This window comes from Type-E symbiont of Plautia stali, assembly GCF_059731115.1.
Map to the genome: position 1 here is coordinate 1,494,959 of NZ_AP035906.1, position 24,815 is coordinate 1,519,773.

Here is a 24,815-nt window from a genome sequence, read left to right on the forward strand (position 1 = left end):
CAAACAGCGTGAATAAATAATGCATCAAGACAAAGATCTCTCAACGTGGCAAACGTTCCGCCGACTCTGGCCGATGATTGCGCCGCACAAAGCAGGACTGTTTGTGTCTGCGGTGGCGCTGATTCTCAATGCGGCCGGCGATACCTTAATGTTGTCGCTGTTGAAACCTTTACTGGATGATGGCTTCGGTAAGGCCGATCGTTCCGTTATGCTTTGGATGCCTCTGGTGGTGATTGGCCTGATGCTGGTGCGTGGCGTGACCAGCTACATCTCCAGTTATTGCATCTCTTGGGTATCGGGCAACGTGGTCATGAATATGCGCCGCCGCTTGTTTGGTCACATGATGGGCATGCCCGTGGCGTTCTTTGACCAGCAATCAACCGGCACATTGCTGTCACGCATCACTTATGATTCCGAGCAGGTTGCTTCGTCCTCTTCCAGTGCACTGGTGACGGTCGTACGTGAAGGCGCCTCGATCATCGGCCTGTTTATCATGATGTTCTACTACAGTTGGCAGCTGTCATTAATTTTGATAGTCCTTGCGCCAATTGTTTCCTTTGCGATTCGCACAGTGTCCAAACGCTTCCGCAGCATCAGTAAAAACATGCAGAACACCATGGGACAAGTCACCACCAGTGCTGAACAGATGCTGAAAGGGCACAAAGAGGTGCTGATCTTTGGTGGTCAGGATGTTGAAGCACAGCGTTTCTCCCTGGTGAGCAACAAAATGCGCCAGCAGGGCATGAAACTGGTTTCGGCATCTTCCATTTCCGATCCGGTCATTCAACTGATTGCTTCTCTGGCACTGGCATTTGTGCTCTACGCCGCCAGCTTCCCCAGCGTGATGGAAACTCTCACCGCCGGTACCATCACTGTGGTGTTCTCATCGATGATTGCACTGATGCGCCCACTGAAGTCTCTGACCAACGTTAATGCCCAGTTCCAGCGCGGCATGGCGGCTTGTCAGACACTGTTCTCGATTCTGGATAGCGAGCAGGAAATTGATAATGGCAAGCGTGAAATCACGCGTGCCAAAGGCGATGTCGAATTCCGCAATGTGACCTTTACCTATCCTGGCCGTGAAGTCCCGGCGCTGCGTGATATCAATCTGTCACTGCCCGAGGGCAAAACCGTGGCATTGGTAGGACGCTCAGGATCGGGTAAATCGACCATGGCGAGCCTGTTGACCCGTTTCTACGATATCGACTCCGGTGAAATTCTGCTCGACGGTCACGATCTGCGCGAATATACCTTGCGCTCCCTGCGTAATCAGGTGGCGCTGGTTTCCCAGAATGTCCATCTGTTCAATGACACCATCGCCAATAACATTGCTTATGCACGCAATGGTGAATACACCCGCGAACAGATTGAACAGGCAGCGACTATGGCGCACGCCATGGACTTTATTAAGAAGATGGATAACGGTCTGGATACCGTGATTGGTGAGAACGGCGTGTTGCTGTCAGGTGGCCAGCGTCAACGTATCGCCATCGCGCGCGCATTGCTGCGTGATTGCCCGATTCTGATCCTTGATGAAGCGACCTCAGCACTGGATACCGAATCCGAGCGCGCGATTCAGGCCGCACTGGATGAGCTGCAGAAAAACCGCACTTCGCTGGTTATCGCGCACCGCCTGTCGACCATCGAAAAAGCCGATGAAATCGTGGTCGTTGAGGATGGTCGTATCGTTGAACGCGGTACGCACAGCGTGTTGCTCGCCGAAAAGGGTGCCTATGCACAGCTTCACAAACTGCAGTTTGGTCAATGATTGAACGCATCTGGAGCGGGCGCTCGCCACTGTGGCTGCTATTGTGGCCACTGAGTTTGCTGTATGGGGCAATCAGCAGTTTGATTCGCCTCAGCTATCAGCGTGGCTGGCGTAAAAGCTGGCGTGCGCCATGTCCGGTGATTGTGGTAGGTAATCTGACGGCTGGCGGCAACGGTAAAACGCCGATGGTGATTTGGCTGGTTCAGGCACTGCAACAGCGTGGCCTGCGCGTTGGCGTTGTCTCACGCGGCTATGGTGGAAAGGCTGAGCGTTATCCACTGCTGGTGACGGCCGATACCCCGACATCACAAGCCGGCGACGAGCCGGTATTAATCGCGCAGCGTACTCAGGCGCCGGTAGCCGTCGCGCCTCAACGCCGTATGGCGGTAGAAGGACTGCTGGCCGCACAGAAACTGGATGTGATTATTACCGACGACGGTCTGCAACATTACGCGTTGCAGCGCGATCGTGAAATTGTGGTAGTGGATGGTGTCCGTCGCTTCGGTAATGGCTGGTGGCTGCCCGCAGGTCCGATGCGTGAGCGCGCATCCCGGCTGCAAAGCGTCAATGCCATCATCGTCAATGGTGGAGAGGCGCAAGCCGGTGAGATCGCCATGACGTTGCGTCCCGGTAAGGCGATCAATCTGGTGAACGGTGAGACAGCCAACCTCGATCAATTGCCAGAAACGGTGGCGATGGCCGGTATTGGGCATCCGCCGCGGTTCTTCAAAACGTTGCAACAGCACGGCATCCAGCCGGTGGCAGAAATCGCGTTTGCCGATCACCATGCTTATAGCGAAGAAGAGTTACAGCGTTTGACGCAGACTCATCAATGCCTGCTGATGACCGAAAAAGACGCAGTGAAATGCCGTAGTTTTGCACGTGACAACTGGTGGTATCTGCCGGTTGATGCCGATCTGTCGGGGGCGTCCCTGGATGCTTTACTCGCCGATGTGACCCAACTCTGCACCACTGCGCGCGACGCCCGTTCGCGCTAAACCTGCTCAAAGGGAAGCGAGTCATGACCAAAACATCGTCCCTTTCGCTACAAACCGCTCGTCACTTACATCTGGCTGCTCAGGGGCTGTTACGCCCACCGAGCCGCCGGGCACGCTTTGCCGATATCCATGCCTGCGTGCGCCAGATGTCATTACTGCAAATCGACACCATCAATGTCGTCGCCCGTAGCCCTTATCTGGTGCTGTTCAGCCGCCTTGGCGCTTATCCCACACAGTGGCTGGAAGAAACATTGGCCTCCGGTGCGCTTTTTGAGTATTGGGCGCACGAAGCCTGTTTCATCCCCTTCGAAGATTACCCGTTGCTACGCCATCGCATGCTGGAGCCGCAGCGGCTGGGGTGGAAATACAACGAGCAGTGGGTTGAAGAACATCAGCAGGAAATCGCCGCCTTGCTGAATCATATCGCTGAAAATGGCCCGGTACGCGCGGCCGATTTTGCCAGTGATAAGCACACCAAACCCGGCTGGTGGGCCTGGAAACCCCACAAGCGGCATCTGGAAAACCTGTTCAGCGCGGGTGAGTTGATGGTGGTCGAACGCCGTAACTTCCAGCGGGTGTACGATCTGCGCACCCGCGTGATGCCTGATTGGGATGACGAACAGCATGCAGTGAGTGAATCTGATGCGGTACTGGCGATGCTACGACACAGTGCCCGCAGTCTCGGTATTTTTCGTGCCAGTTGGTTGGCCGATTACTATCGGCTGAAGCGTGCACCCCTGCAATCCTGGATTAAGGATGCCGAAGCACAAGGCGAAATCGTGTACGTTGAGGTGGAACAGCTCGGTGAGATGTGGCTGCATAAGAGCTTGTTACCTCTGCTGGATAAAATACCCAGCGCCACCCACACGGCCTTGTTGTCACCGTTCGATCCGGTGGTATGGGATCGCCGGCGCGCTCTGGAGTTGTTTAATTTCGATTACCGCATTGAGTGCTATACCCCTGCTGAGAAGCGCGTCTATGGTTACTTTGTTCTGCCGGTGTTACACCGAGGTGCACTCAAAGCGCGTATTGATGCAAAGATGGACCGCCAGGCACAGCAGCTGATTATTCGTGCATTTTGGCTTGAGCCCGGCGTGCGTGTTACCCAGGCCTTTCTGAATGATGTGCAAAAAGCCATCAGTCGCTTTGCACAGTGGCAAGGTGCCGATGAGGTCATCGTTGAAAATGTCCCTGCCGAACTGCTTGCTGCCTGGACGCATCGTTGGGTTATCAGCGATTGAGTTCATCGTAATAATGCCGCGCCCGGCGCACTGTGCTTCGGGTGCGCTATGGTATGCTAGGCGCCTGACAAATCGGTGCTGAAAGGAGAAAATTATGGATCACCGTTTACTTGAGATTGTTGCCTGTCCGGTTTGCAACGGAAAACTGTATTTCAACAAAGAGCAGCAGGAGCTGATTTGTAAACCAGACGGCCTGGCTTACCCGGTGCGCGATGGCATTCCGGTATTGCTCGAAGTGGAAGCGCGTACGCTGTCTGTTGAAGAGATCCAACCATGAGTTTCGTCGCTATCATTCCGGCGCGTTATGCATCAACGCGCCTGCCCGGCAAACCGCTGGTGGATATTCACGGTAAACCGATGGTGATACACGTGATGGAGCGCGCACGCGAGTCGGGCGCCGATCGCGTAATTGTGGCGACCGATCACCCCGAGGTTGCTGCAGCGGTAACCGCTGCCGGTGGCGAAGTGTGCATGACGCGCGCAGATCACCAGTCGGGCACCGAGCGTCTGGCGGAAGTGATTGAGAAATACCAGTTTGCCGATGACACCATTATCGTCAACGTGCAGGGCGACGAGCCGATGATTCCGGCAGAAATCGTACGTCAGGTCGCCGATAATCTGGCGCAGGCTGATGCAGGGATGGCGACATTAGCCGTGCCGATTACCGACGCTGAAGAAGCGTTTAACCCCAATGCGGTTAAAGTGGTGATGGACGCGAAAGGCTATGCGCTTTATTTCTCACGCGCCACCATTCCGTGGGATCGCGAGCGCTATGCGAAATCGCGCGAACAGATTGGTGACACTTTGCTGCGTCACATTGGCATTTACGCCTATCGCGCTGGCTTTATCCGTCGTTACATTGCGTGGGAACCTTGCCCGTTAGAGCACATTGAATTGCTGGAGCAGTTGCGCGTGCTGTGGTACGGCGAGAAGATTCACGTTGCCGTAGCGCAAACCGTGCCAAGTGTTGGCGTGGACACACCAGAGGATCTGGTTCGTGTTCGTGCGGCCATGCAGGGGTAAAGCCCGACCGGCCAGCCGCTCGCGCTGGCCATAAAGTTTGATCTGGCGCTAAGTTTCGCGCCCCCATGACCTCCAGGATAGTGAATTCAATTGACTGCGGAGGATAACGCATGGAACAGCTCCGTTCAGAACTGGCGTTGATACTGGGTGAAGGTATCAGCCGCCTCGAAACCATTAGCGAACAGGCGCAGTCGCGGCTGTTCGCACTCTATGACAACGACGGTAAACCGATGCCGCTGGTGGCGAAGTATTTTCGTCATCAAGGCCGTGCGGCGCTGGAAGCCAAAAAACTCACCATGTTGGGCCATGATGGACTGGTCACAGTACCTGCGGTTTTTGGCCTGGTGCTGAGTCAGCAGCCGCCGGTACATGAAATGCTACTGATGGCGCGCTTCAATGGCGTCTCCGCCGAAGCGCCAGCGCGCACCGCCGGTCGCTGGGAGCAACTGTGTGAGCAAATTGTCGAGGGTGTACTCGGCTGGCACCGTATCGACAGCCACGGATTAGTGGGAAGGGTTGATAGTGTCCAGGAAAACAACTGGCCAGCCTGGTATCGCCAGCGCATCGAGGTGCTGTGGGCCACGTTGGGCTATCTGTCACCGCCATTTTTCACATTGGAAGATAGGCAGATCCTGTACCGTAGCCGACAGCAGTTAACTCATCTCTTCAAAGACTTCGACGATCCCTGCGTGCTGATGCACGGCAACCTGCGTTTATCCAGCATGCTGAAAGATGCACGCAGTGACCAACTGATAGCGATGATGCAGCCAGGCAATATTCTCTGGGCTCCGCGTGAGTATGAGTTAATCCGGCTGGCAGATAGCGGGGCTGAAGCCTCACTGCTGCAGCATTACCTGCAACGCGCGCCGGTTTCTGAAGGCTTTATCTGGCGGCGCTGGCTGTATCAGCTATGGGATTGTGTCGATACGTTGGTAAGCAGCGGACAGTTTGACCGTCCGCGCTTTGATCATGCCCGCGAGCAGTTACTTCCCTGGCTCGGATGACAGCAAATCATCGCCACGCAGCCGTTGCCAAATCTGGCCCAGGGTTTCATAAATCGCACGTTCACTGTGACCCAGCCACATTGGCGATGGCAACATGCGGTCCCAGGCGCTGATTGGCGAGGTAATCGCGAGCTGATTGGCCGGTGCGGCGATGGGGTTCAGACCAGCGCTCAGGAAAAAATGCATTGCACGTGGCAAGTGGTTCGCCGATGAGACCAGCAGGAAAGGGTGATTGCCGATAGTTTGTTTAACGGCCAGCGCTTCTTCGCCCGTATCATGTGGTTGGTCCAGCGTGATAATCGCCGAACGTGGCACTCCCAGACTTTCGGCTACCTCTGCCGCCACGCTGGCGTTGCTGCGGGGGTTGTATCCAGCAGCAGCGCCAGTGAAAATCATTTTTGCTTGTGGATTCCGACGCCATTGGCGCACACCTTCTGTTACGCGCGGCAGGCTGTTGTTGAGCAAATTAGAACTCGGTGCCCAATTCGGATTGAAGGTGTAGCCACCGCCCAGCACGACGATATAATCCACCGGTTCGCTACCGTTCCAGGTGGGATAATGCTGTTCGATGGGGCGCAACAGACGATCGGCAACGGGTTGCAAGCTGAGCAATAAAAGCAGCAACCAGCTAATAGAGATCAGAATTTTGCCGCCTTTTTGCCAACGGCTAAACCAGAGAAGTAAAAGTCCTACCGCCATGAGCAACAACAGCAGTGGTAAAGGTAATAACATCGCGCCAATCCATTTCTTTAAGGCAAAAAACATCGAAATTTGCTCCTTTTGTCCGAAAAAACAGCAGCCAGACAGTTACTGTGGCGTGAAAGGTTCATTCTTGTTGAGCCTGTGACAAAATAGCACAAGTTGAATGCAGCACAGTGGAGCCATCATCATGCAGGATCGTAACTTTGACGATCTGGCGGACAAATTTTCGCAGAACATTTATGGCACCCGCAAAGGGCAGGTACGGCAGGCGATCCTGTGGGACGAACTGGATGCGCTGTTACCGACATTGCCTGAAGGCGCACTGTCAGTGCTGGATGCCGGCGGTGGCGTAGGGCAAATCTCCTGTGGATTAGCGGCACGCGGCCATCAGGTGCTGTTGTGCGATCTCTCCGCTGAGATGTTAAAGCTGGCTGAAGCGCATGCGCACACCGAGGGTGTGAGCCACAACATGCAATTCAAACAAATTAGCGCGCAGCAGGTGGGCGAACATTTGGATCGGCCGGTTGATCTGGTATTGTTTCACGCTGTGCTGGAGTGGGTGGCAGAACCGGAAGCGGTGCTGCGTGCCTTGTGGCACACGCTGAAGCCCGGTGGTGTGCTGTCGTTGATGTTTTACAATGCCCATGCCCTGACGTTCCGCACCCTGCAACTCGGCAATTTCGGCTATCTGCGTGCCAATATGACTAAACGCAAAAAGCGTACGCTGTCACCGGATTTCCCGCGCGATCCTCAGGACGTTAATCGCTGGTTGAGTGATGCGGGCTTTGAGATTGAACAGCGTGCAGGCATTCGCGTGTTTTGTGATTACATGAAACCGCCACCGCCCGGCGTCGTCAAAAGCGTTGAAGAGATTATTGAGATGGAACGGCGCTACTGTCGTCAGGAGCCCTTTTTAAGTTTAGGGCGCTATATCCACGTGACTGCGCGCAAACCCAGGTAGAAGGATCAACTATGAGCGAATTTTCCCAGACGGTCCCCGAATTGGTGGCATGGGCGCGCAAGAATGACTTTTCACTTGCGTTGCCGGTAGAACGTCTGGCCTTTTTGCTGGCTATCGCCACCTTAAACGGTGAGCGCATGGACGGTGAAATGAGTGAAGGTGAACTGATCGATGCGTTTCGTCACGTCAGTAAAGCCTTTGAGCAAACCCATGAAACCGTGCAGGTGCGCGCCAACAACGCCATCAATGACATGGTGCGTCAGCGCCTGCTCAATCGCTTTACCAGCGAGCTCACTGAAGGCCACGCGATTTATCGTCTGACGCCGTTGGCCATCGGCATTACCGATTACTACATTCGCCAGCGCGAGTTTTCCACGCTGCGCCTGTCAATGCAGCTGTCGATTGTGGCACAGGAACTGAAACGCGCCGCCGATGCCGCTGAAGAAGACGGTGATGAATTTCACTGGCATCGCAATGTCTTTGCCCCGCTGAAATATTCCGTGGCCGAGATTTTTGACAGCATCGACATGACGCAACGTCTGATGGATGAGCAGCAACAAGCGGTGAAAACCGATATTGCGGACCTGCTCAACAAAGACTGGCGTGCCGCGATTTCAAGCTGTGAACTGCTGCTGTCCGAAACCTCCGGCACACTGCGTGAACTGCAGGATACGCTGGAAGCGGCGGGTGACAAATTGCAGGCCAATCTGTTGCGCATTCAGGATGCTACGCTGAGCAGCCCGGATTTGGGCTTTGTCGATAAGCTGGTGTTTGACCTGCAAAATAAGCTGGACCGCATTATCAGTTGGGGTCAGCAGGCCATCGATTTGTGGATTGGCTACGACCGCCACGTGCATAAATTTATCCGTACCGCTATCGACATGGATAAGAACCGCGTCTTCGCGCAACGTTTACGCCTGTCGGTGCAGAACTACTTCGACCAGCCTTGGGCATTAACCTACGCGAATGCCGACCGTCTTTACGATATGCGCGATGAAGAGATGACGCTGCGTAATGATGAGGTGATGGGCGAACTGCCGCCAGAGATGGAGTACGAAGAGTTTAACGAGATTCGTGAGCAGCTTGCCGCGATGATCGAAGAAGCATTGCTGATTTATAAGCTGGAGCAAAAGCCGCTCCATCTCGCTACGGTGATGCGCGATTACCTGGCGCAATACCCGCGTGCGCGCCACTTTGATTTGGCGCGTATCGTCATCGATCAGGCAGTAAGCCTCGGTGTTGCCGAAGCTGATTTAGCCGGTCTGCCGGCAGAATGGCAGACTATTAATGATTACGGAGCCAAGGTGCAGGCACATGTCATCGACAAATATTGAACAAGTGATGCCAGTTAAACTGGCGTTGGCACTGGCAAACCCGATTTTCCCGGCGCTCGATAGCCAGTTACGCGCGGGACGCCACATTGGTATTGAAGAGCTGGATAATCACGCTTTTCTGATGGATTACCAGGAGTACCTGGAAGAGTTTTATGGGCGCTACAACGTTGAGCTGATGCGCGCGCCGGAAGGTTTCTTCTATCTTCGTCCACGTTCCACCACGCTGATTCCACGCTCGGTGCTGTCCGAGCTGGATATGATGGTCGGTAAGATCCTGTGTTACCTCTACCTCAGCCCGGAGCGTCTGGCCAATGAGGGGATTTTCACCCAGCAGGAGCTGTATGACGAACTGCTGTCACTGGCGGATGAGAGCAAACTGCTCAAGCTGGTAAACCAGCGTTCGACAGGTTCTGACCTGGATCGTGCCAAGCTGCAGGAAAAAATGCGTGCTTCGATCAGCCGCCTGCGCCGCTTAGGTATGGTGTGGTACATGGGCAACGACAGCAGCAAGTTCCGCATCATGGAGTCGGTGTTCCGCTTCGGTGCGGATGTGCGCAGCGGTGACGATGCGCGTGAAGCACAGCTGCGTCTGATCCGCGACGGCGAAGCCATGACGCTGGAGAACAAAGCCGCGGCCAACGAGAGTGATGATGCAGATAACGACAATGACGTTGAAAGCGATGCGAATGATAACGCGGAGGATGAACAGGAATGATTGAACGCGGTAAGTTTCGTTCGCTAACGCTGATCAACTGGAACGGCTTCTTTGCCCGTACCTTTGATCTCGATGAGCTGGTGACCACGCTCTCCGGCGGTAACGGTGCGGGTAAATCCACCACCATGGCGGCTTTTGTCACGGCGCTGATCCCCGACCTCACCTTGCTGCATTTCCGTAACACCACCGAAGCGGGGGCCACCTCTGGCTCTCGCGATAAAGGTCTGCACGGTAAACTGCGCGCGGGTGTCTGTTATGCGGTGCTGGATGTGGTCAATTCGCGCCATCAGCGCGTGGTGGTCGGCGTGCGTCTGCAACAGGTTGCTGGACGCGATAAAAAAGTCGATATCAAACCCTTCAGTATTCATGGCCTGCCGACCGATTCGCAGCCGACCGATATGCTGACCGAAATCCTTAACAGCCGCCAGGCGCGCGTATTACCGCTGGCGGAAGTGAAAGAACGCGTTGAAGCGCAGGAAGCCGTGCAGTTCCGTCAGTACAACTCGGTTACGGATTACCACGCCGTCCTGTTCGAGCTGGGCGTGGTGCCGCGTCGTCTGCGCACCGCTAGCGACCGCAGTAAGTTCTATCGTCTGATTGAAGCCTCGCTGTACGGCGGTATCTCCAGCGCTATCACCCGTTCACTGCGTGATTATCTGTTGCCAGAAAATGGTGGCGTGCGCAAAGCCTTCCAGGATATGGAAGCCGCGCTGCGTGAAAACCGCATGACGCTGGAAGCGATTCGCGTTACGCAGTCCGATCGCGATCTGTTCAAGCATTTGATCTCAGAAGCCACCAGCTATGTATCGGCTGATTATATGCGTCACGCCAACGAGCGCCGTATTCATCTCGACGGCGCGCTGCAGTTGCGTAATGAACTGTTCACCAGCCGTAACCAGTTGGCTTCGGAGCAGTATCGCCACATCGAAATGGCTCGTGAACTCTCTGAGCACAACGGTGCAGAAAGCGATCTGGAAACCGACTATCAAGGCGCCAGCGATCACCTGAATCTGGTCCAGACAGCCATGCGTCAGCAGGAGAAGATCGAGCGCTATGATGCCGATCTCGAAGAGCTGACTTACCGCCTCGAAGAACAGAATGAAGTGGTGGCGGAAGCCCGTGAAGTGCAGGAAGAGAATGAAGCGCGTGCCGAAGCGGCTGAAATTGAAGTGGATGAGCTGAAAAGCCAGTTAGCCGATTTCCAGCAGGCACTCGATGTGCAACAAACGCGGGCCATTCAGTATCAGCAAGCGTTGCAGGCGCTGGATAAAGCGCGCGCGCAGTGTCAGTTGCCCGATCTGACCATCGATAATGCAACGGAGTGGCAGGAAACCTTCCAGGCACGCGAAGAAGAAGCCACTGAGCAGCTTTTGCGTCTGGAACAGAAACTCAGCGTGGCCGAAGCGGCGCACAGCCAGTTTGAGCAGGCCTTAGCGCTGGTGACCAGCATTGCCGGAGAAGTCAGCCGCCAGGATGCATGGCAAGTGGGACGCGACTTACTGCGTGATGCGGCTAACCAGCGTCATCATGCCGATCAGCTCTCTTCGCTGCGCCTGCGTCTCAATGAGCTGGAAACGCGCCTGCGCGAGCAGCATGATGCCGAGCGCCTGTTAGCCGATTTCTGCAAGCGTCAGGGGCAACAGTACGATGCCGACGCGCTGGAAGGGCTGCAGCGCGAGCTGGAAGCACAGATTGAACAGCTGAACGAAAGCGTGTCCGATGCCGGTGAACGCCGCATGCTGATGCGCCAGGAACTGGAACAGCTGCGTGAACGCATCACTGCACTGACGGCGCGTGCGCCACATTGGCTGGCCGCGCAGGAAATCCTGACGCAGCTTAGCGAGCAAACAGGCCAGGCGCTGACTAACAGCCAGCAGATCACCGAGTTCATGCAGCAGTTGCTGGAGCGTGAGCGTGAAACCACCGTTGAACGTGACAATGTGGCGGCACGCAAACGTGAGGTCGAGCAGCAGATCGAGCGTTTAAGTCAACCTGGTGGTGCGGAAGATGCTCGCCTGACGCAACTGGCGGAACGATTTGGCGGCGTACTGCTGTCGGAAATTTACGATGACGTCACACTGGATGACGCACCGTACTTCTCGGCGCTGTATGGCCCATCGCGTCATGCGATTGTGGTACCCGATTTATCTCTGGTGCGTGAACTGTTGGATGGCCTGGAGGAGTGCCCGGAAGATCTCTATCTGATTGAGGGGGATCCGCAGGCGTTTGATGACAGCGTCTTCAGTGTTGATGAGTTGGAAAACGCCGTGGTAGTGAAAGTGGCTGAGCGTCAGTGGCGCTACTCCCGCTTCCCGAAAGTGCCGTTGTTTGGCCGCGCTGCGCGTGAAAACCAGCTGGAACTGCTGAACAATGAGCGTGACCAGCTGGCAGAGCGTTTTGCCACCTTATCGTTTGAAGTGCAGAAAACCCAGCGTTTGCATCAATCCTTCAGCCGCTTTATCGGTAGCCATTTGGCGGTGGCCTTTGATGAGGATCCTGAAGCGCTGATCCGCCAGCTAAACAGCCGTCGTGGCGAGCTGGAACGGGGTCTGGCACAGCATGAGAATGATAACCAGCAGCAGCGTGCCCAGTTTGAACAGGCTAAAGAGGGCGTCAGCCAGCTCAACCGCCTGCTGCCACGCGTGAATCTGCTGTTGGATGATTCACTTGGCGATCGCTGCGAAGAGATCCGTGAACGCGTCGAAGAAGCTCAGGAAGCGGCGCGCTTCCTGCATCAGCATGGCGCTAAAATCAGCAAGCTGGAGCCGCTGGTGTCGGTGTTGCAAAGCGATCCGCAGCAGCATGATCAGCTGGAGCGCGATTACCAGCAAGCACAGCAGCAGCAGCGTGATGCGCGTCAGCAGGCCTTTGCCCTGACGGAGGTGGTGCAGCGTCGCGCCCACTTTAGCTATGAAGATTCTGCCGGCATGCTGACCGGCAACAGCGATCTCAATGAAAAACTGCGCCAGCGTCTGGATCAGGCGGAGGGTGAGCGCAGTCGTGCGCGTGAACGTCTGCGCGAACATCAGGCGCAGCTGACACAATATTCACAAGTGCTGGCATCACTGAAAAGTTCCTATGACGCCAAGCGTGACATGCTAAAAGAGTTGCAGCAGGAGATGCAGGATATTGGCGTGCATGCCGATGCCAGCGCCGAAGAGCGCGCCCGCGCCCGACGCGACGAACTTTATACCGCATTAAGCCATAACCGTGCTCGTCGTAATCAGCTGGAGAAACAGCTCACGTTCTGCGAAGCCGAAATGGACGGCCTGCAGAAGAAACTGCGCAAGCTGGAGCGCGATTATCACCAGATTCGTGAGCAGGTCGTCAGCGCTAAAGCAGGCTGGTGTACGGTGCTGCGTCTGGTCAAAGAGAACGGCATGGAGCGTCGCCTGCATCGTCGTGAGATGGCCTATCTGGGCGGAGAGGAACTGCGTTCAATGTCGGATAAGGCATTGGGTGCACTGCGTCTGGCGGTGGCGGATAACGAACATCTGCGTGATGTACTGCGCATGTCGGAAGATCCAAAACGTCCAGAACGCAAAGTACAGTTCTTTATCGCAGTGTATCAGCATCTGCGCGAACGTATTCGTCAGGACATCATTCGTACTGACGATCCGGTTGAAGCCATCGAGCAGATGGAAATTGAGCTGAATCGTCTGACGGAAGAGCTGACGGCACGCGAGCAGACGCTGGCCATCAGTTCACGCAGCGCGGCGAATATCATTCGTAAAACCATTCAGCGTGAGCAGAATCGTATTCGTCAGCTGAACCAGGGCTTGCAGGCCGTGAGCTTTGGTCAGGTGCGCAGTGTACGTCTGAATGTTAACGTGCGTGAAGCGCACTCTACGCTGCTCGATACCTTGTCTGAAGAACATGAAGCGCATCAGGATCTGTTTACCAGCAATCGTCTGACCTTCTCCGAAGCGCTGGCGAAACTCTATCAACGTCTGAATCCACAAATTGATATGGGGCAGCGCACACCACAAACCATCGGTGAAGAGCTGCTCGACTATCGCAACTATCTTGAGATGGAAGTGGAAGTAAACCGCGGCTCCGATGGCTGGCTGCGCGCGGAGAGTGGTGCGTTGTCAACCGGTGAAGCGATCGGTACCGGTATGTCAATTCTGGTGATGGTGGTGCAAAGCTGGGAAGAGGAATCACGTCGTCTGCGCGGTAAAGATATTTCGCCATGCCGACTGCTGTTCCTTGATGAAGCGGCGCGTCTCGATGCCCGCTCCATCGCCACCCTGTTCGAACTGTGTGAGCGTCTGGAGATGCAGCTGGTGATTGCTGCGCCAGAGAACATCAGCCCGGAGAAAGGCACCACCTACAAGCTGGTGCGTAAAGTGTTTAACAACACTGAACACGTGCATGTGGTGGGGCTGCGTGGATTCTCGGCAGATCCTGTGCCAGCAAAACGCGACACCAGTGATATCGATTTAGAAACAGAAAATACCTGACGCTGAATCTGGTTAAAAAACAGCGCACCGTTTAATCTGTAAGCGGCATCTGCACACTGAGGCAGATGCCGTTTTTTATTTGTATACTCAACAATAAGAGTAAGGCTGTACATAGCGAAAACAGGGCGCTGTGTCTTAGGTGAGAAGGGGGCAGGGATGTGGCTGAATAGAAGAAGCAGAATGAATCGTGCGGTACTCGCACTCAGTGTTTCACTGGTATTGTCGCCGCTGGCCACCAGCCATGCCGCGATCATTGCCGCTTTACCCGGAACTTCACATAGCGCCATGTCAGTGGCGGCAAGTCAGCATCAAATTCAGCAGGCTTTTAGCCCCAGTCAGCAGCCTTTCTATCTGCCGGGATTAGCCGGTATCTACGCCGCGCGTAATATGGCGCCACTCTGGCAGGATCAGCAAGCGGTGCAGGCTTTCCAGCAACAGTTGGCGGAGGTGGCGCTATCCGGCGTCCAGCCACAGTTTACTCGTTGGGTTGAATTACTGACTAATCCCACGATTACTGGCATGGCGCGCGACATCGTGCTGAGCGATGCCATGTTAGGCTATTTGCAGTTTGTCGCCAATGTGCCGACGCAGGGTGAAACCTGGCTGTACAGTAATGTTCCCTACAAATTGACGATGCCGGGCGTTGCTGCCATTAACCAGTGGCAAAATGCGGTAAACGGTGGTGGCAGTCGCGCGTTTATCATCTCGCTGGCACCGCAACATCCTCAATATGCGCCGATGCACAGTGCGCTCAAAGCGCTGCTGACCGATAACCGTCCATGGCCACAACTGCGTGACAGCGGGACGCTCCGCCCCGGCCAAATCAGCAACGATGTGCCAGCGCTCAGAGAGATTTTGCAGCGGACCGGCATGCTGACTGCCGCAACGCACAGCAGCACACCGACGCCAGCTGATGATGCCGTGCCGACAGCACCTGTGCCGGTCAGCCAGAGCAATCAGCCGATCGCGGTGAGTCCATCGGCGGCCAGCGTCAATGATTTGTCTGCACAGGCACCTGCTGCAACCGGCAACGTGGTGGCGAATACCACGCCTGCTGGTGACAATGTGTATGACGCCGCGCTGGTGGAAGGGGTAAAACGCTTCCAGCACTGGCAAGGTCTGGCGGATGATGGGGCGATAGGCCCTCGCACGCGTGAGTGGCTGAATGTGTCACCGCAGATGCGCGCATCGTTACTGGCACTGAATATCCAGCGCCTGCGTCTGCTGCCGGATGATATGCATAACGGCATTATGGTGAACATTCCCAACTATTCACTCACCTATTACAACAACGGAGCCACGATTTTGTCATCGCGGGTGATTGTCGGTCGTCCCGATCGTAAAACGCCACTGATGCGCAGTGCGTTGAACAATGTGGTGCTCAATCCACCGTGGAATGTGCCTACCACGCTGGTGCGTCAGGATATCGTGCCGAAGGTCAAACAAGATCCCGGATACCTCTACAAGCACGGCTATACCTTACTGTCGGGCTGGAGTGCGGATGCCGAAGTGATCGATCCGTCGATGATTGACTGGCATATGGTTTCTGCAGCCAGTTTCCCGTATCGCATTCGTCAGGCGCCGGGCGCGATGAACTCTCTGGGTCGATATAAGTTTAATATGCCGAGTTCCGATGCCATTTATTTGCACGACACGCCTAACCATGGCTTGTTCCAGCGCGATATTCGCGCACTGAGCTCTGGTTGTGTGCGCGTGAATAAGGCCTCTGAACTGGCCGACCTGCTGCTGCAGGATGTGGGTTGGAATGACAGCCGCATCACCGACACGCTGAAACAGGGCGACACGCGCTACGTGCCGATTCGCCACCGCATCCCGGTTAATCTCTATTATTTAACCGCATGGGTCGCGGCGGATGGACAGCCGCAATATCGTACAGATATTTACAATTATGATAACCCTGCGCGCTCCGGTAGCCAGGTTCTGTCAAAAGCAGGAAAGCTTCTCCTCTAGTCATTGATTTTCCAGATTTCATCTCTCTTCGAAAAGATCAGGGCCCGTCGCAAAATTTCGGTTTTGCGCGGGTTTTGGTCATTCTGTGACACATTGCGGGTTGACTGACCTCCAGGCTGCGGTTACTGTTCGGCCTTGTGTGCTTTTTACACATTTTTTTGTCGCTTTAGATTAGGTAACCCCGCTACATGGCTAATTTTGATTCCCAACGTCGTCGATTACTCCTGATTGGAGGCGCAGCGGCAGGTTTGTCTCTGCTTCCTGGTTCAGCACTGGCTTCGCTTTCCACGGCCCGTCCCCGAGTATTGACGCTTAATAACCTTCACACCGGTGAAACCCTTAAAACGGAGTTTTTTAACGGCAAGAGTTATGACAAGGATGAGTTAGCCCGCTTAAATCACTTCTTCCGTGATTACCGCGCCAATCAAGTGAAACACATCGATCCGCATCTGTTTGATCAGCTCTATCGCTTACAGATGGTGCTCAACACCCGCAAACCGGTGCAGCTGATCTCAGGCTACCGTACGCTGGCCACTAACAACATGCTGCGCGAATCGGGTCCTGGCGTGGCCAAACACAGCTATCACACCAAAGGGCAGGCAATGGATTTCCATATCGAGGGAATTTCATTAAGCAATGTTCGCAAAGCGGCGTTATCTATGCGCGCGGGTGGTGTAGGATATTACCCGCGCAGCAACTTCGTACACATAGATACCGGGCCTGCAAGGCACTGGTCCTGATACCGGCAGCGCTGCGTGTGTCGGTCATGGAGCGCTATGAATTACCACATTATTCCGGTTACGGCCTTTTCTCAAAACTGCTCGGTCATCTGGGATGACGAAACCCAGCAGGCGGCGCTGGTGGATCCCGGCGGTGATGCCGAGACGGTTATTGCCGTATTGGCTGAGCGAGGATTAACCCCCGCGCAAATTCTGCTGACGCATGGTCATCTTGATCATGTGGGGGCCGCCGCTGAACTCGCCGCACACTATCAAATTCCTATTGTTGGCCCTCACAAGCTGGATGCGTTCTGGCTGGATAATTTGCCGACGCAAAGCCGCATGTTTGGCCTGCCGGAATGTGCGCCACTGGCGCCGGATCGCTGGCTGGAAGAGGGCGAAACGGTGCAGGTTGGGAATGTCACGCTGGAAGTGCTGCTTTGCCCGGGTCATACGCCGGGACACATTGTGTTCTTCGACCGGGCTGGGCGCTTATTGATATCGGGTGATGTGATTTTCAATGGCGGTGTCGGACGTACCGATTTCCCGCAGGGCAGCCACAGCGATTTAATCAATGCGATTAACACTAAGCTGTTACCGCTGGGTGATGATGTGACCTTTGTGCCGGGCCACGGTCCGATTTCCACCTTGGGTCGGGAGCGTATCAGTAATCCGTTCCTGCAATAAAAAATGGGCCATTAAGGCCTAATGCCGATCAGTTAAGGATCAGTTGAACGATCCAGTGGCTGTGTAAGAATCCGGAAACGCTTCGTTTCCGGATTTTTTTATGCAGCTCAGTCAGGCCCTTGATATCGTCTCTCGTTACGATTCTCTTCGTAATCCTCTGAATACGCTCGCGGATGTTCTTGACCCTGCGCTCATCAGCCGCTGCCTTGAGGAAGCTGGCACGGTCACGCTCCGTAAGCGCAGACTCACTACAGATATGATGGTCTGGTGTCTCATCGGCATGGCCCTTGAGCGCAAAGAACCCCTTCACGCCATCGTTAATCGCCTTGATATTCTTTTACCGGGAAACCGTCCTTTCGTTGCGCCCAGTGCCGTAGTGCAGGCAAGGCAGCGGCTGGGGGACGACGCTGTACGGCGGGTTTTCGAACAGAGCAGCGAGCTCTGGAATGCACAGACTTCCCACCCTGACTGGTGTGGTCTGACGCTGTACGCTGTTGACGGCGTTGTCTGGCGCACGCCAGAAACACCTGATAATGAGAAGGCTTTCGTCCGTTCAGGCACGGTGGCAGGCGCCTCTCCTTATCCGCAGGTTCGCATGGTCTGCCTGATGGAACTCACCAGCCATCTTATCAGCGGCGCCGCGATGGGCTGCCAGAACGAGAATGAGATGGTGCTGGCAGAAGGTCTCATTGAACGCGCGTGCGACAACAGCCTGACCCTCTTCGATAAGGGCTACACGTCATTCGGTCTGCTTAGCGCCTGGCATGAGGCCGGCGAAAATCGTCACTGGATGATAGCGGCACGTAAAGACCTGCAGTACGAAGAGGTACGTCGTCTGGGGAAGGGAGACATACTTATCCGGGTAAAAACCTCCGCTCATTCACGGAAGAAATGGCCACATCTGGCGGCGCACACAGAGATGAGGATGATAAGCCGGGAAATAAAAGGCCGGACGTGGCGGTTCCTGACGTCGATGACGGATGCGATGCGTTACCCGGGTAAAGAAATAGCGGATCTCTACAGTCATCGCTGGGAGATAGAGCTGGGATATCGTGAAATAAAGCAGGGTCTCCAGGACAGCAGGCTCACGCTTCGCAGCAGGAAGCCGGAGATGATAAGACAGGAGCTGTGGGGCGTGCTGCTGGCCTACAATCTGGTGAGATATCAGATGATAAGAATGGCCTCAACGCTGAAGGGATACTGGCCTAACCAGCTCAGCTTCAGGGAATCGACAGCGTGGGTGATGAAACTGCTCTGGACACTTGAAGGCGCATCGCCTGGGCGTATCCCGGAACTGGTAAAGGACGTAAGTTCGATAGCAGAGATGGTCAGACTACCGGGACGACGGGAGCGCTCGTTCCCAAGGGTGGTGAAAGAGAGACCCTATAAATATCCGACAGCCAGAAGAAAAAATGCCAGTCAGGCTTAACTGACTGGCATTAGGCCATTAAGGCCCATTTATCGTTCTGCTGACTTATTTAAAGTACAGCGACAATCGCTTCACAGAGCGCAGACATATTGTCTGGCGTCATCCCAGCCACGTTCACACGACCAGAGTTAACGGCATACACGCCGAACTCGTCACGCAGGCGCACAACCTGATCTTTGGTCAGGCCGCTAAACGAAAACATGCCATTCTGCTTAATGATAAAGCTGAAGTCCTGTTTCGCGCCTTTCTCTGCCAGGGTATTCACGAACAGCTGACGCATGCGCTGGATGCGCTGACGCATGTCTGTCAGCTCCTGCACCCAGATGGTACGCAACGCGTCGTTACCGAGGATGGTGGCGACCACAGCGGCACCGTGTGACGGTGGGTTAGAGTAGTTAGCACGGATGCTGTATTTCACCTGGCTAAAGGCGGTTTTCGCGACATCGCTGTTGGCGGCAACCAGCGTCAGTGCACCGACACGCTCGTTGTACAGGCCAAAGTTCTTGGAGTAAGAGCTGGCAACAATCAGCTCCTGATGAGACGCGGCGAAAATACGCAGACCTTCTGCATCCTCATCCAGGCCACGTGCAAAGCCCTGGTAAGCGAAGTCGAACAGTGGCAGCCAGCCTTTTTCCTGCGATAGCTTCGCCAGCTGTTGCCATTGGTCCGCGGAAGGATCGACGCCAGTCGGGTTGTGGCAGCAGCCGTGGAAAAGAACCACGTCGCCGGCTTTGGCTTCCTGCAACGAAGCGACCATGCCTGCGAAATCGAGGCTATGGTTGGCCGCGTCGTAATACTGGTAATCACAAACTTCCAGACCCGCCGCGTTGAATACGTTTTTGTGGTTCGGCCAGCTAGGGTTGCTCACCCACACGCGCTTCACATTAGTCTGCGTCGCGAGGAAATCCGCAGCGACGCGCAATGCACCGGTGCCGCCTGGGGTTTGTGCTGTGCACGCGCGGCCCGCTGAAATCAGCGCGCTCTCTTTGCCGAACAGCAATTCCTGAGTGCAGCGAGCAAAGTCGGCCAGACCATCAATGCTCAGATAATTTTTGGTGGTTTCATTTTCCAGCAGATACTGCTCAGCTTTTTTAACACTGGTGAGTACCGGTGTTTTACCGGTTTCATCTTTGTAGACACCAATGCCAAGGTTGATTTTATTCGGGCGGTCGTCGGCGCGAAACAGGTCAGCCAGTCCCAGAATAGGATCGGCGGGTGCGGCAGAGATCGATTCAAACATGAGTCAGTTCCGTTTGGGTGAACTTTAGCAAAATGAGCTATCAGGGTAGCGTCAGATGATACGCTTGCCAACCGCTGACATAAAAAAGAAATAAGCCACATGTATAAAGTAGTGGCGCTAATTGAGAGGGCGATCACTGAAACGCAAAACGGAGCCCGAAGGCTCCGTTTATAGGGTGTTACGAGTCACTAATCAGATGATTAGAACTGGTAAACCAGACCAACAGCTACGATATCGTCGGTGTTCAGACCCAGCGCGTTGTCGTCTTTCAGCTGGTTGATACGGTAGTCGACGTAGGTCGCCATGTTTTTGTTGAAGTAGTAGGTTGCGCCCACATCGAAGTATTTAACCAGATCAACATCGCCGATACCGTCGACGTCTTTGGCTTTAGACTGAACGTATGCCAGGGATGGACGCAGACCGAAGTCGAACTGGTACTGAGCTACAACTTCAAAACCTTGGGTTTTGTTAGCAAAACCAACCTGACCATTGTCAACGCTGTTGACGTTGCTGTTAGAGATGTAGGTAGAGTTGCGGGTTTCGTTGTACATGGCAGCCAAGTACACGTTGTTCGCATCATATTTCAGACCAGTTGCCCACTGCTGAGCTTTGTCACCTTTACCATAGAAGGCGCTGTTCTGAGCATTGGTACGGTCGCTTGAACCATAAGCACCAACGATGCCTACACCGATTGGTGAGGTGTAAGAAACAGAGGTACCCCAGCCGTCGCCGTTTGCACGACGAATGTCGTCACGGTCGTTTTTGCCCTGATACTGCAGAGCAAAGTTCAGGCCATCAACCAGACCGAAGAAGTTGGTGTTACGGTAGGTAGCCAGACCAGTAGAACGGCCAACCAAGAAGTTATCAGAGTAACCGGTATCGCCACCGAACTCTGGCAGGACGTCGGTCCAGCCGATTGCGTCATACACTACGCCGTAGTTACGACCGTAGTCGAATGAACCGGCATCACCGAATTTCAGACCCGCGAAGCCCAGACGGGTTTTGTTACCGTCTTGCGCGTCAGAACCTTCAGAGTTGTTCGCCTGAACGTTGTATTCCCACTGGCCGTAACCGGTCAGCTGGTCGTTAATCTGGGTTTCACCCTTGAAGCCGAAGCGAACATAAGTCTGGTCGCCATCGCTACCAGCATCATCAGAGAAGTAGTGCAGACCAACAGCTTTACCGTACAGATCCAGTTTGTTGCCGTCTTTGTTATAGATTTCTGCTGCGTTTGCTGCGCCTGCAGCTAACAGAGCAGGGATAACCACTGCAAGAATGTTGCGCTTCATCATTTTTTATTACCCTCATTGGAGTTATTTGGACATCTGCCACTGCCGTCAAGAAACCTTTACGGGAACCTTGAAAGAAGTTTGATGTCTCCTGTGTCTGCACGCATCTTTCCATCACAGGGTTGCTATTTCTAGCCCGAAAATGATTCAAATCTCGCAATTACGTATCAAAAAGCAATTATGTATTACAATTTGTAAAATATCGGGAACTTTGTGAGAGAACTCTAAATTTACAAAAATAAAAAAAGGCCGGCAGTACCGACCTCGTTATATATATGAATTACTTATATTTAATCGCGAATTTTAGAAATTAGCGTTACGTGGAGTACGAGGGAAGGGGATAACATCCCTTACATTTTGTACGCCGGTGACATAGGCGATTAATCGTTCGAAACCTAATCCGAAGCCAGCATGTGGCACGGTGCCGTAGCGGCGCAGGTCACGATACCACCAGTAATCTTCTTTGTTCAGACCCATTTCTGCCAGACGTGCATCCAATACATCCAGACGCTCTTCACGCTGTGAACCACCGATAATTTCACCAATGCCCGGCGCCAGAACATCCATTGCCGCCACGGTCTTACCATCTTCGTTCATACGCATATAGAACGCTTTGATATCTTTTGGATAGTTCTTCACCACTACCGGTGCTTTGAAGTGCTTCTCGGCCAGGTAACGTTCATGTTCGGAGGAGAGATCCACGCCCCAGGACACTGGGTTTTCGAATGTCTGGCCGCTTTTCAGCAGAATGTCGACCGCATCGGTGTAGTCTACCTGGGCGAAATCGGTTGTGACAAAACGTTCTAAGCGAGCAATCGCATCTTTGTCTACGCGTTCAGCGAAGAACGCCATATCGTCAGCACGCTCTTCAAGCACCGCCTTGAACACATACTTCAGCATCGCCTCAGCCAGTGCAGCAGCGTCGTCAAGGTTAGCGAAAGCGACTTCCGGTTCCAGCATCCAGAATTCCGCTAAGTGACGGCTGGTGTTGGAGTTTTCTGCGCGGAAGGTCGGGCCAAAGGTATAGACTTTTGACAATGCACAGGCATAAGTCTCGGCATTCAGCTGGCCAGAAACGGTCAGGAAGGCTTCTTTACCAAAGAAATCTTTGTCGTAGTCAACTTTGCCCTGCGGATCGCGCGGCAGGTTTTCCATGTCCAGCGTAGAGACGCGGAACATCTCGCCCGCACCTTCCGTATCCGATGCGGTGATCAGCGGGGTAGAAACCCAGAAATAACCATTTTCGTGGAAGAAGCGATGCAGCGCCTGCGCCAGAGTATGACGTGTACGCGCCACGGCACCGACCAGATTGGTGCGCGGACGCAAGTGTGCGACTTCACGCAGGTATTCGATACTGTGGCGCTTTGCCGCCATTGGATAGGTATCCGGATCGTCTACCCAGCCGGTGACTTCTACGTTGGTCGCCTGCAGTTCAAAGGCCTGGCCTTCACCCGGTGATTCCACCACTTTACCAGTGACAATCACTGAACAGCCCGTGGTCAGACGCAGCACTTCATCCTGATAATTATTCAGAGAATTATTGACGACGGCCTGAACGGGATTAAAGCAGGAACCGTCATAAACGGCGATAAAGGAAAGACCGGCTTTGGAATCTCTTCGGGTACGCACCCAACCACGTACGGTGACTTCACTGTCAACCGCGACACGGCCGTGCAGTACATCCGCTACAGGCACTACGCTCATAAATATCTCTCTATATATAGAAGTGGATAAAAGCCCCATTTCGGGGTTTTGCTATGTTACTTGCGAGCCATCAGGAAACAAGCAATTTTGCAGGGGAAAAAGGGAGATTTGTTGTGAAAGAGCAGGGTGCGGGCACCCTGCATCCATGATTAGCTGGCTCTTTTCACCAGCGGGAGGTCGAATGCTTTACGCAGGGCGCGCACGAAGGCTTTGTCCTGGCAGATAGTTTTGCCCGGGCTGTCAGAGAGTTTCGCCACCGGTTTGCCATTACAGCTCACCAGTTTAATCACGATGTTCAGTGGTGTGACGCCAGTAATATCGCAGGTCAGGCGCGTACCAATGCCAAATACCACGTTGGCGCGTTGACCAAAGTGACGATATAACGCCAGCGCTTTATCCAGATTGAGGTTATCTGAGAACACCAGCGTTTTACTCTTCGGATCGATATCCAGACGCTGATAGTGTGCAATGGCTTTTTCACCCCACTCCACGGGATCTCCCGAGTCATGGCGCAAACCCTGATAGCGATGGGCAAAGCCAGGGCCGAAATCACGCAGGAAGGCATCCATGGTGATGCAGTCTGTCAACGCGATACCGAGTTGGTCATCATACTCATCCAGCCAGGATTGCAGCGCCGCGCGTTGGCTATTCGCCAGCACCGGGCTGATCTGTTGATGTGCCTGGAACCACTCATGGGCCTGAGTGCCCACCGGATTGAGCTGTAAGCGCCGGGCGAGATCGTAATTGCTGGTGCCCACTAACCACGGGAACTCCGCTTTTAACGTACTGACGATCGCTTCCTGAACCGCTTTGGAGTAGCGGCGACGGGTACCAAAATCCATCAGCTGGAAGCGAGACATATCGAGATCGCCCACCTGCTGACGGAAATCGACCAGCTTCTGCTGTAACTGAGTGACCGCTTGTTTCACACCGATCTCCGGTGTGCGATGGCGATGCACCACTTCACTGATCAGCGCCAGCAGCGGTACTTCCCAAAGAATAACTTCGCGCCATGGCCCGCTGATCTGAATAGACAGACGGCCATTCTCATTGCGCACCCTGACCTGAGAGGGATCAAAGCGGAATTGGCGCAGCCAGTTGAGGTAATCGGATTCAAAGAAAGGTAAGCCACTGAGATAGTGATATTCGTTGTCGCTCAGGGCAAGGGAGGGCAGCGTATCGAGTTGCGCGCGAATCTCATCGGCATACTGGCCGAGCAATTCATCGCCGCGACAACGAAATTCTGCCGTTACCGGGACATCGTAGTAACGATGATAAACGGCCTGCTGCATATGAAGCTTATACGCATCGGTATCAAGCAGCGTGGTCAAAATCGGGGAAGCATGTCCAGTCATGGTGCGTTTCAGCATCCTCTTCCGCGGAGCAGAGCCCGGTGTCAACAAAGTCATAAAGACGCAGGAGTATAAAACAGTAATGACCGCGATCACACCATAATTGCGGGTGGCAGGTCGAGGGTCATTTGTGCCATTGTTAATGAATTGTAGCCTTTTGCACGAAGGCACGCATTGTGCGTGGCAACGAAGGCACAACCCGCTTAGACTTTGAC

General features: G+C 54.3%; 19 protein-coding genes. 14 read left to right on the top strand and 5 right to left on the bottom strand.

Features of this window, described 5'->3' with window-relative positions; all coding sequences use genetic code 11:
• Nucleotides 1-19 precede the first annotated feature (19 nt).
• The 6 genes from msbA to AC6I8L_RS06790 all read left to right on the top strand — a co-directional run bounded on the left by msbA (nt 20) and on the right by AC6I8L_RS06790 (nt 6,034).
• Entirely contained in the window at nt 20-1,768 is a 1,749-nt protein-coding gene (msbA, locus tag AC6I8L_RS06765; RefSeq protein WP_034820556.1) for a lipid A ABC transporter ATP-binding protein/permease MsbA, read from the top strand.
• Nucleotides 1,765-2,766, top strand: coding sequence for a tetraacyldisaccharide 4'-kinase (lpxK, locus tag AC6I8L_RS06770; protein ID WP_058961780.1), 1,002 nt, complete (start codon nt 1,765-1,767; stop codon nt 2,764-2,766). Before msbA ends, lpxK begins: the two co-directional genes overlap by 4 nt.
• A 23-nt stretch (nt 2,767-2,789) precedes the next feature.
• On the top strand, nt 2,790-4,007 hold the full coding sequence (locus tag AC6I8L_RS06775; RefSeq protein ID WP_058961779.1) for a winged helix-turn-helix domain-containing protein: 1,218 nt from the start codon (nt 2,790-2,792) through the stop codon (nt 4,005-4,007).
• A 94-nt stretch (nt 4,008-4,101) separates the two neighbouring features.
• A complete protein-coding gene (locus AC6I8L_RS06780; RefSeq protein WP_058961778.1) occupies nt 4,102-4,284 on the top strand; it encodes a Trm112 family protein in 183 nt (60 codons plus the stop codon).
• Nucleotides 4,281-5,030: a 3-deoxy-manno-octulosonate cytidylyltransferase gene (gene kdsB, locus AC6I8L_RS06785; protein ID WP_034820546.1), complete on the top strand. Its 750-nt coding sequence runs from the start codon at nt 4,281-4,283 to the stop codon at nt 5,028-5,030. Before AC6I8L_RS06780 ends, kdsB begins: the two co-directional genes overlap by 4 nt.
• A 110-nt stretch (nt 5,031-5,140) precedes the next feature.
• Nucleotides 5,141-6,034, top strand: coding sequence for a YcbJ family phosphotransferase (locus AC6I8L_RS06790; RefSeq protein WP_058961777.1), 894 nt, complete (start codon nt 5,141-5,143; stop codon nt 6,032-6,034).
• Here AC6I8L_RS06790 and elyC read toward each other — a convergent pair.
• Nucleotides 6,014-6,799, bottom strand: coding sequence for an envelope biogenesis factor ElyC (gene elyC / locus AC6I8L_RS06795; RefSeq protein ID WP_058961776.1), 786 nt, complete (start codon nt 6,797-6,799; stop codon nt 6,014-6,016). The two genes, AC6I8L_RS06790 and elyC, sit on opposite strands and share 21 nt — an antisense overlap.
• Nucleotides 6,800-6,923: 124 nt before the next feature.
• Here elyC and cmoM point away from each other — a divergent pair, with 124 nt between their 5' ends.
• The 8 genes from cmoM (at nt 6,924) to AC6I8L_RS06835 (ending at nt 19,015) form a co-directional block, all read left to right on the top strand.
• Nucleotides 6,924-7,697 carry a tRNA uridine 5-oxyacetic acid(34) methyltransferase CmoM gene (gene cmoM, locus AC6I8L_RS06800; protein ID WP_038647801.1) on the top strand — a complete coding sequence of 258 codons (774 nt, stop codon included), beginning with the start codon at nt 6,924-6,926 and terminating at the stop codon, nt 7,695-7,697.
• Nucleotides 7,698-7,708: 11 nt separating this feature from the next.
• Nucleotides 7,709-9,031: a chromosome partition protein MukF gene (gene mukF, locus AC6I8L_RS06805; RefSeq protein ID WP_058961775.1), complete on the top strand. Its 1,323-nt coding sequence runs from the start codon at nt 7,709-7,711 to the stop codon at nt 9,029-9,031.
• The gene (gene mukE, locus AC6I8L_RS06810) at nt 9,012-9,746 is read left to right on the top strand and encodes a chromosome partition protein MukE (RefSeq protein ID WP_058961774.1); all 735 of its coding nucleotides are present in this window, start codon (nt 9,012-9,014) and stop codon (nt 9,744-9,746) included. Before mukF ends, mukE begins: the two co-directional genes overlap by 20 nt.
• The gene (gene mukB, locus AC6I8L_RS06815) at nt 9,743-14,209 is read left to right on the top strand and encodes a chromosome partition protein MukB (RefSeq protein WP_058961773.1); all 4,467 of its coding nucleotides are present in this window, start codon (nt 9,743-9,745) and stop codon (nt 14,207-14,209) included. The genes mukE and mukB overlap by 4 nt, the downstream gene beginning before the upstream one ends.
• Before the next feature lie 180 nt (nt 14,210-14,389).
• Nucleotides 14,390-16,180 carry a L,D-transpeptidase gene (ldtD, locus tag AC6I8L_RS06820; protein ID WP_370662141.1) on the top strand — a complete coding sequence of 597 codons (1,791 nt, stop codon included), beginning with the start codon at nt 14,390-14,392 and terminating at the stop codon, nt 16,178-16,180.
• A gap of 188 nt (nt 16,181-16,368) precedes the next feature.
• Nucleotides 16,369-16,920, top strand: a complete 552-nt coding sequence (mepK, locus tag AC6I8L_RS06825) for a peptidoglycan L,D-endopeptidase MepK (RefSeq protein WP_039328994.1) — start codon at nt 16,369-16,371, stop codon at nt 16,918-16,920.
• A 36-nt stretch (nt 16,921-16,956) separates the two neighbouring features.
• Nucleotides 16,957-17,586, top strand: a complete 630-nt coding sequence (locus AC6I8L_RS06830; RefSeq protein WP_058961771.1) for an MBL fold metallo-hydrolase — start codon at nt 16,957-16,959, stop codon at nt 17,584-17,586.
• A 100-nt stretch (nt 17,587-17,686) separates the two neighbouring features.
• The gene (locus tag AC6I8L_RS06835) at nt 17,687-19,015 is read left to right on the top strand and encodes an IS4 family transposase (protein WP_058962542.1); all 1,329 of its coding nucleotides are present in this window, start codon (nt 17,687-17,689) and stop codon (nt 19,013-19,015) included.
• 49 nt (nt 19,016-19,064) lie between these two features.
• Here the strand turns inward: AC6I8L_RS06835 and AC6I8L_RS06840 are convergent, their stop codons facing one another.
• From AC6I8L_RS06840 to pncB, 4 genes are all read right to left on the bottom strand, one after another.
• Nucleotides 19,065-20,255 carry an amino acid aminotransferase gene (locus AC6I8L_RS06840; RefSeq protein ID WP_034820516.1) on the bottom strand — a complete coding sequence of 397 codons (1,191 nt, stop codon included), beginning with the start codon at nt 20,253-20,255 and terminating at the stop codon, nt 19,065-19,067.
• 200 nt (nt 20,256-20,455) lie between these two features.
• Complete coding sequence (gene ompF, locus AC6I8L_RS06845) at nt 20,456-21,547, bottom strand: porin OmpF (RefSeq protein ID WP_058959674.1); 1,092 nt, start codon at nt 21,545-21,547, stop codon at nt 20,456-20,458.
• Nucleotides 21,548-21,847: 300 nt separating this feature from the next.
• A complete protein-coding gene (gene asnS / locus AC6I8L_RS06850; protein WP_034820510.1) occupies nt 21,848-23,248 on the bottom strand; it encodes an asparagine--tRNA ligase in 1,401 nt (466 codons plus the stop codon).
• A 149-nt stretch (nt 23,249-23,397) separates the two neighbouring features.
• On the bottom strand, nt 23,398-24,603 hold the full coding sequence (gene pncB, locus AC6I8L_RS06855; protein ID WP_058959678.1) for a nicotinate phosphoribosyltransferase: 1,206 nt from the start codon (nt 24,601-24,603) through the stop codon (nt 23,398-23,400).
• Nucleotides 24,604-24,815 lie beyond the last annotated feature (212 nt).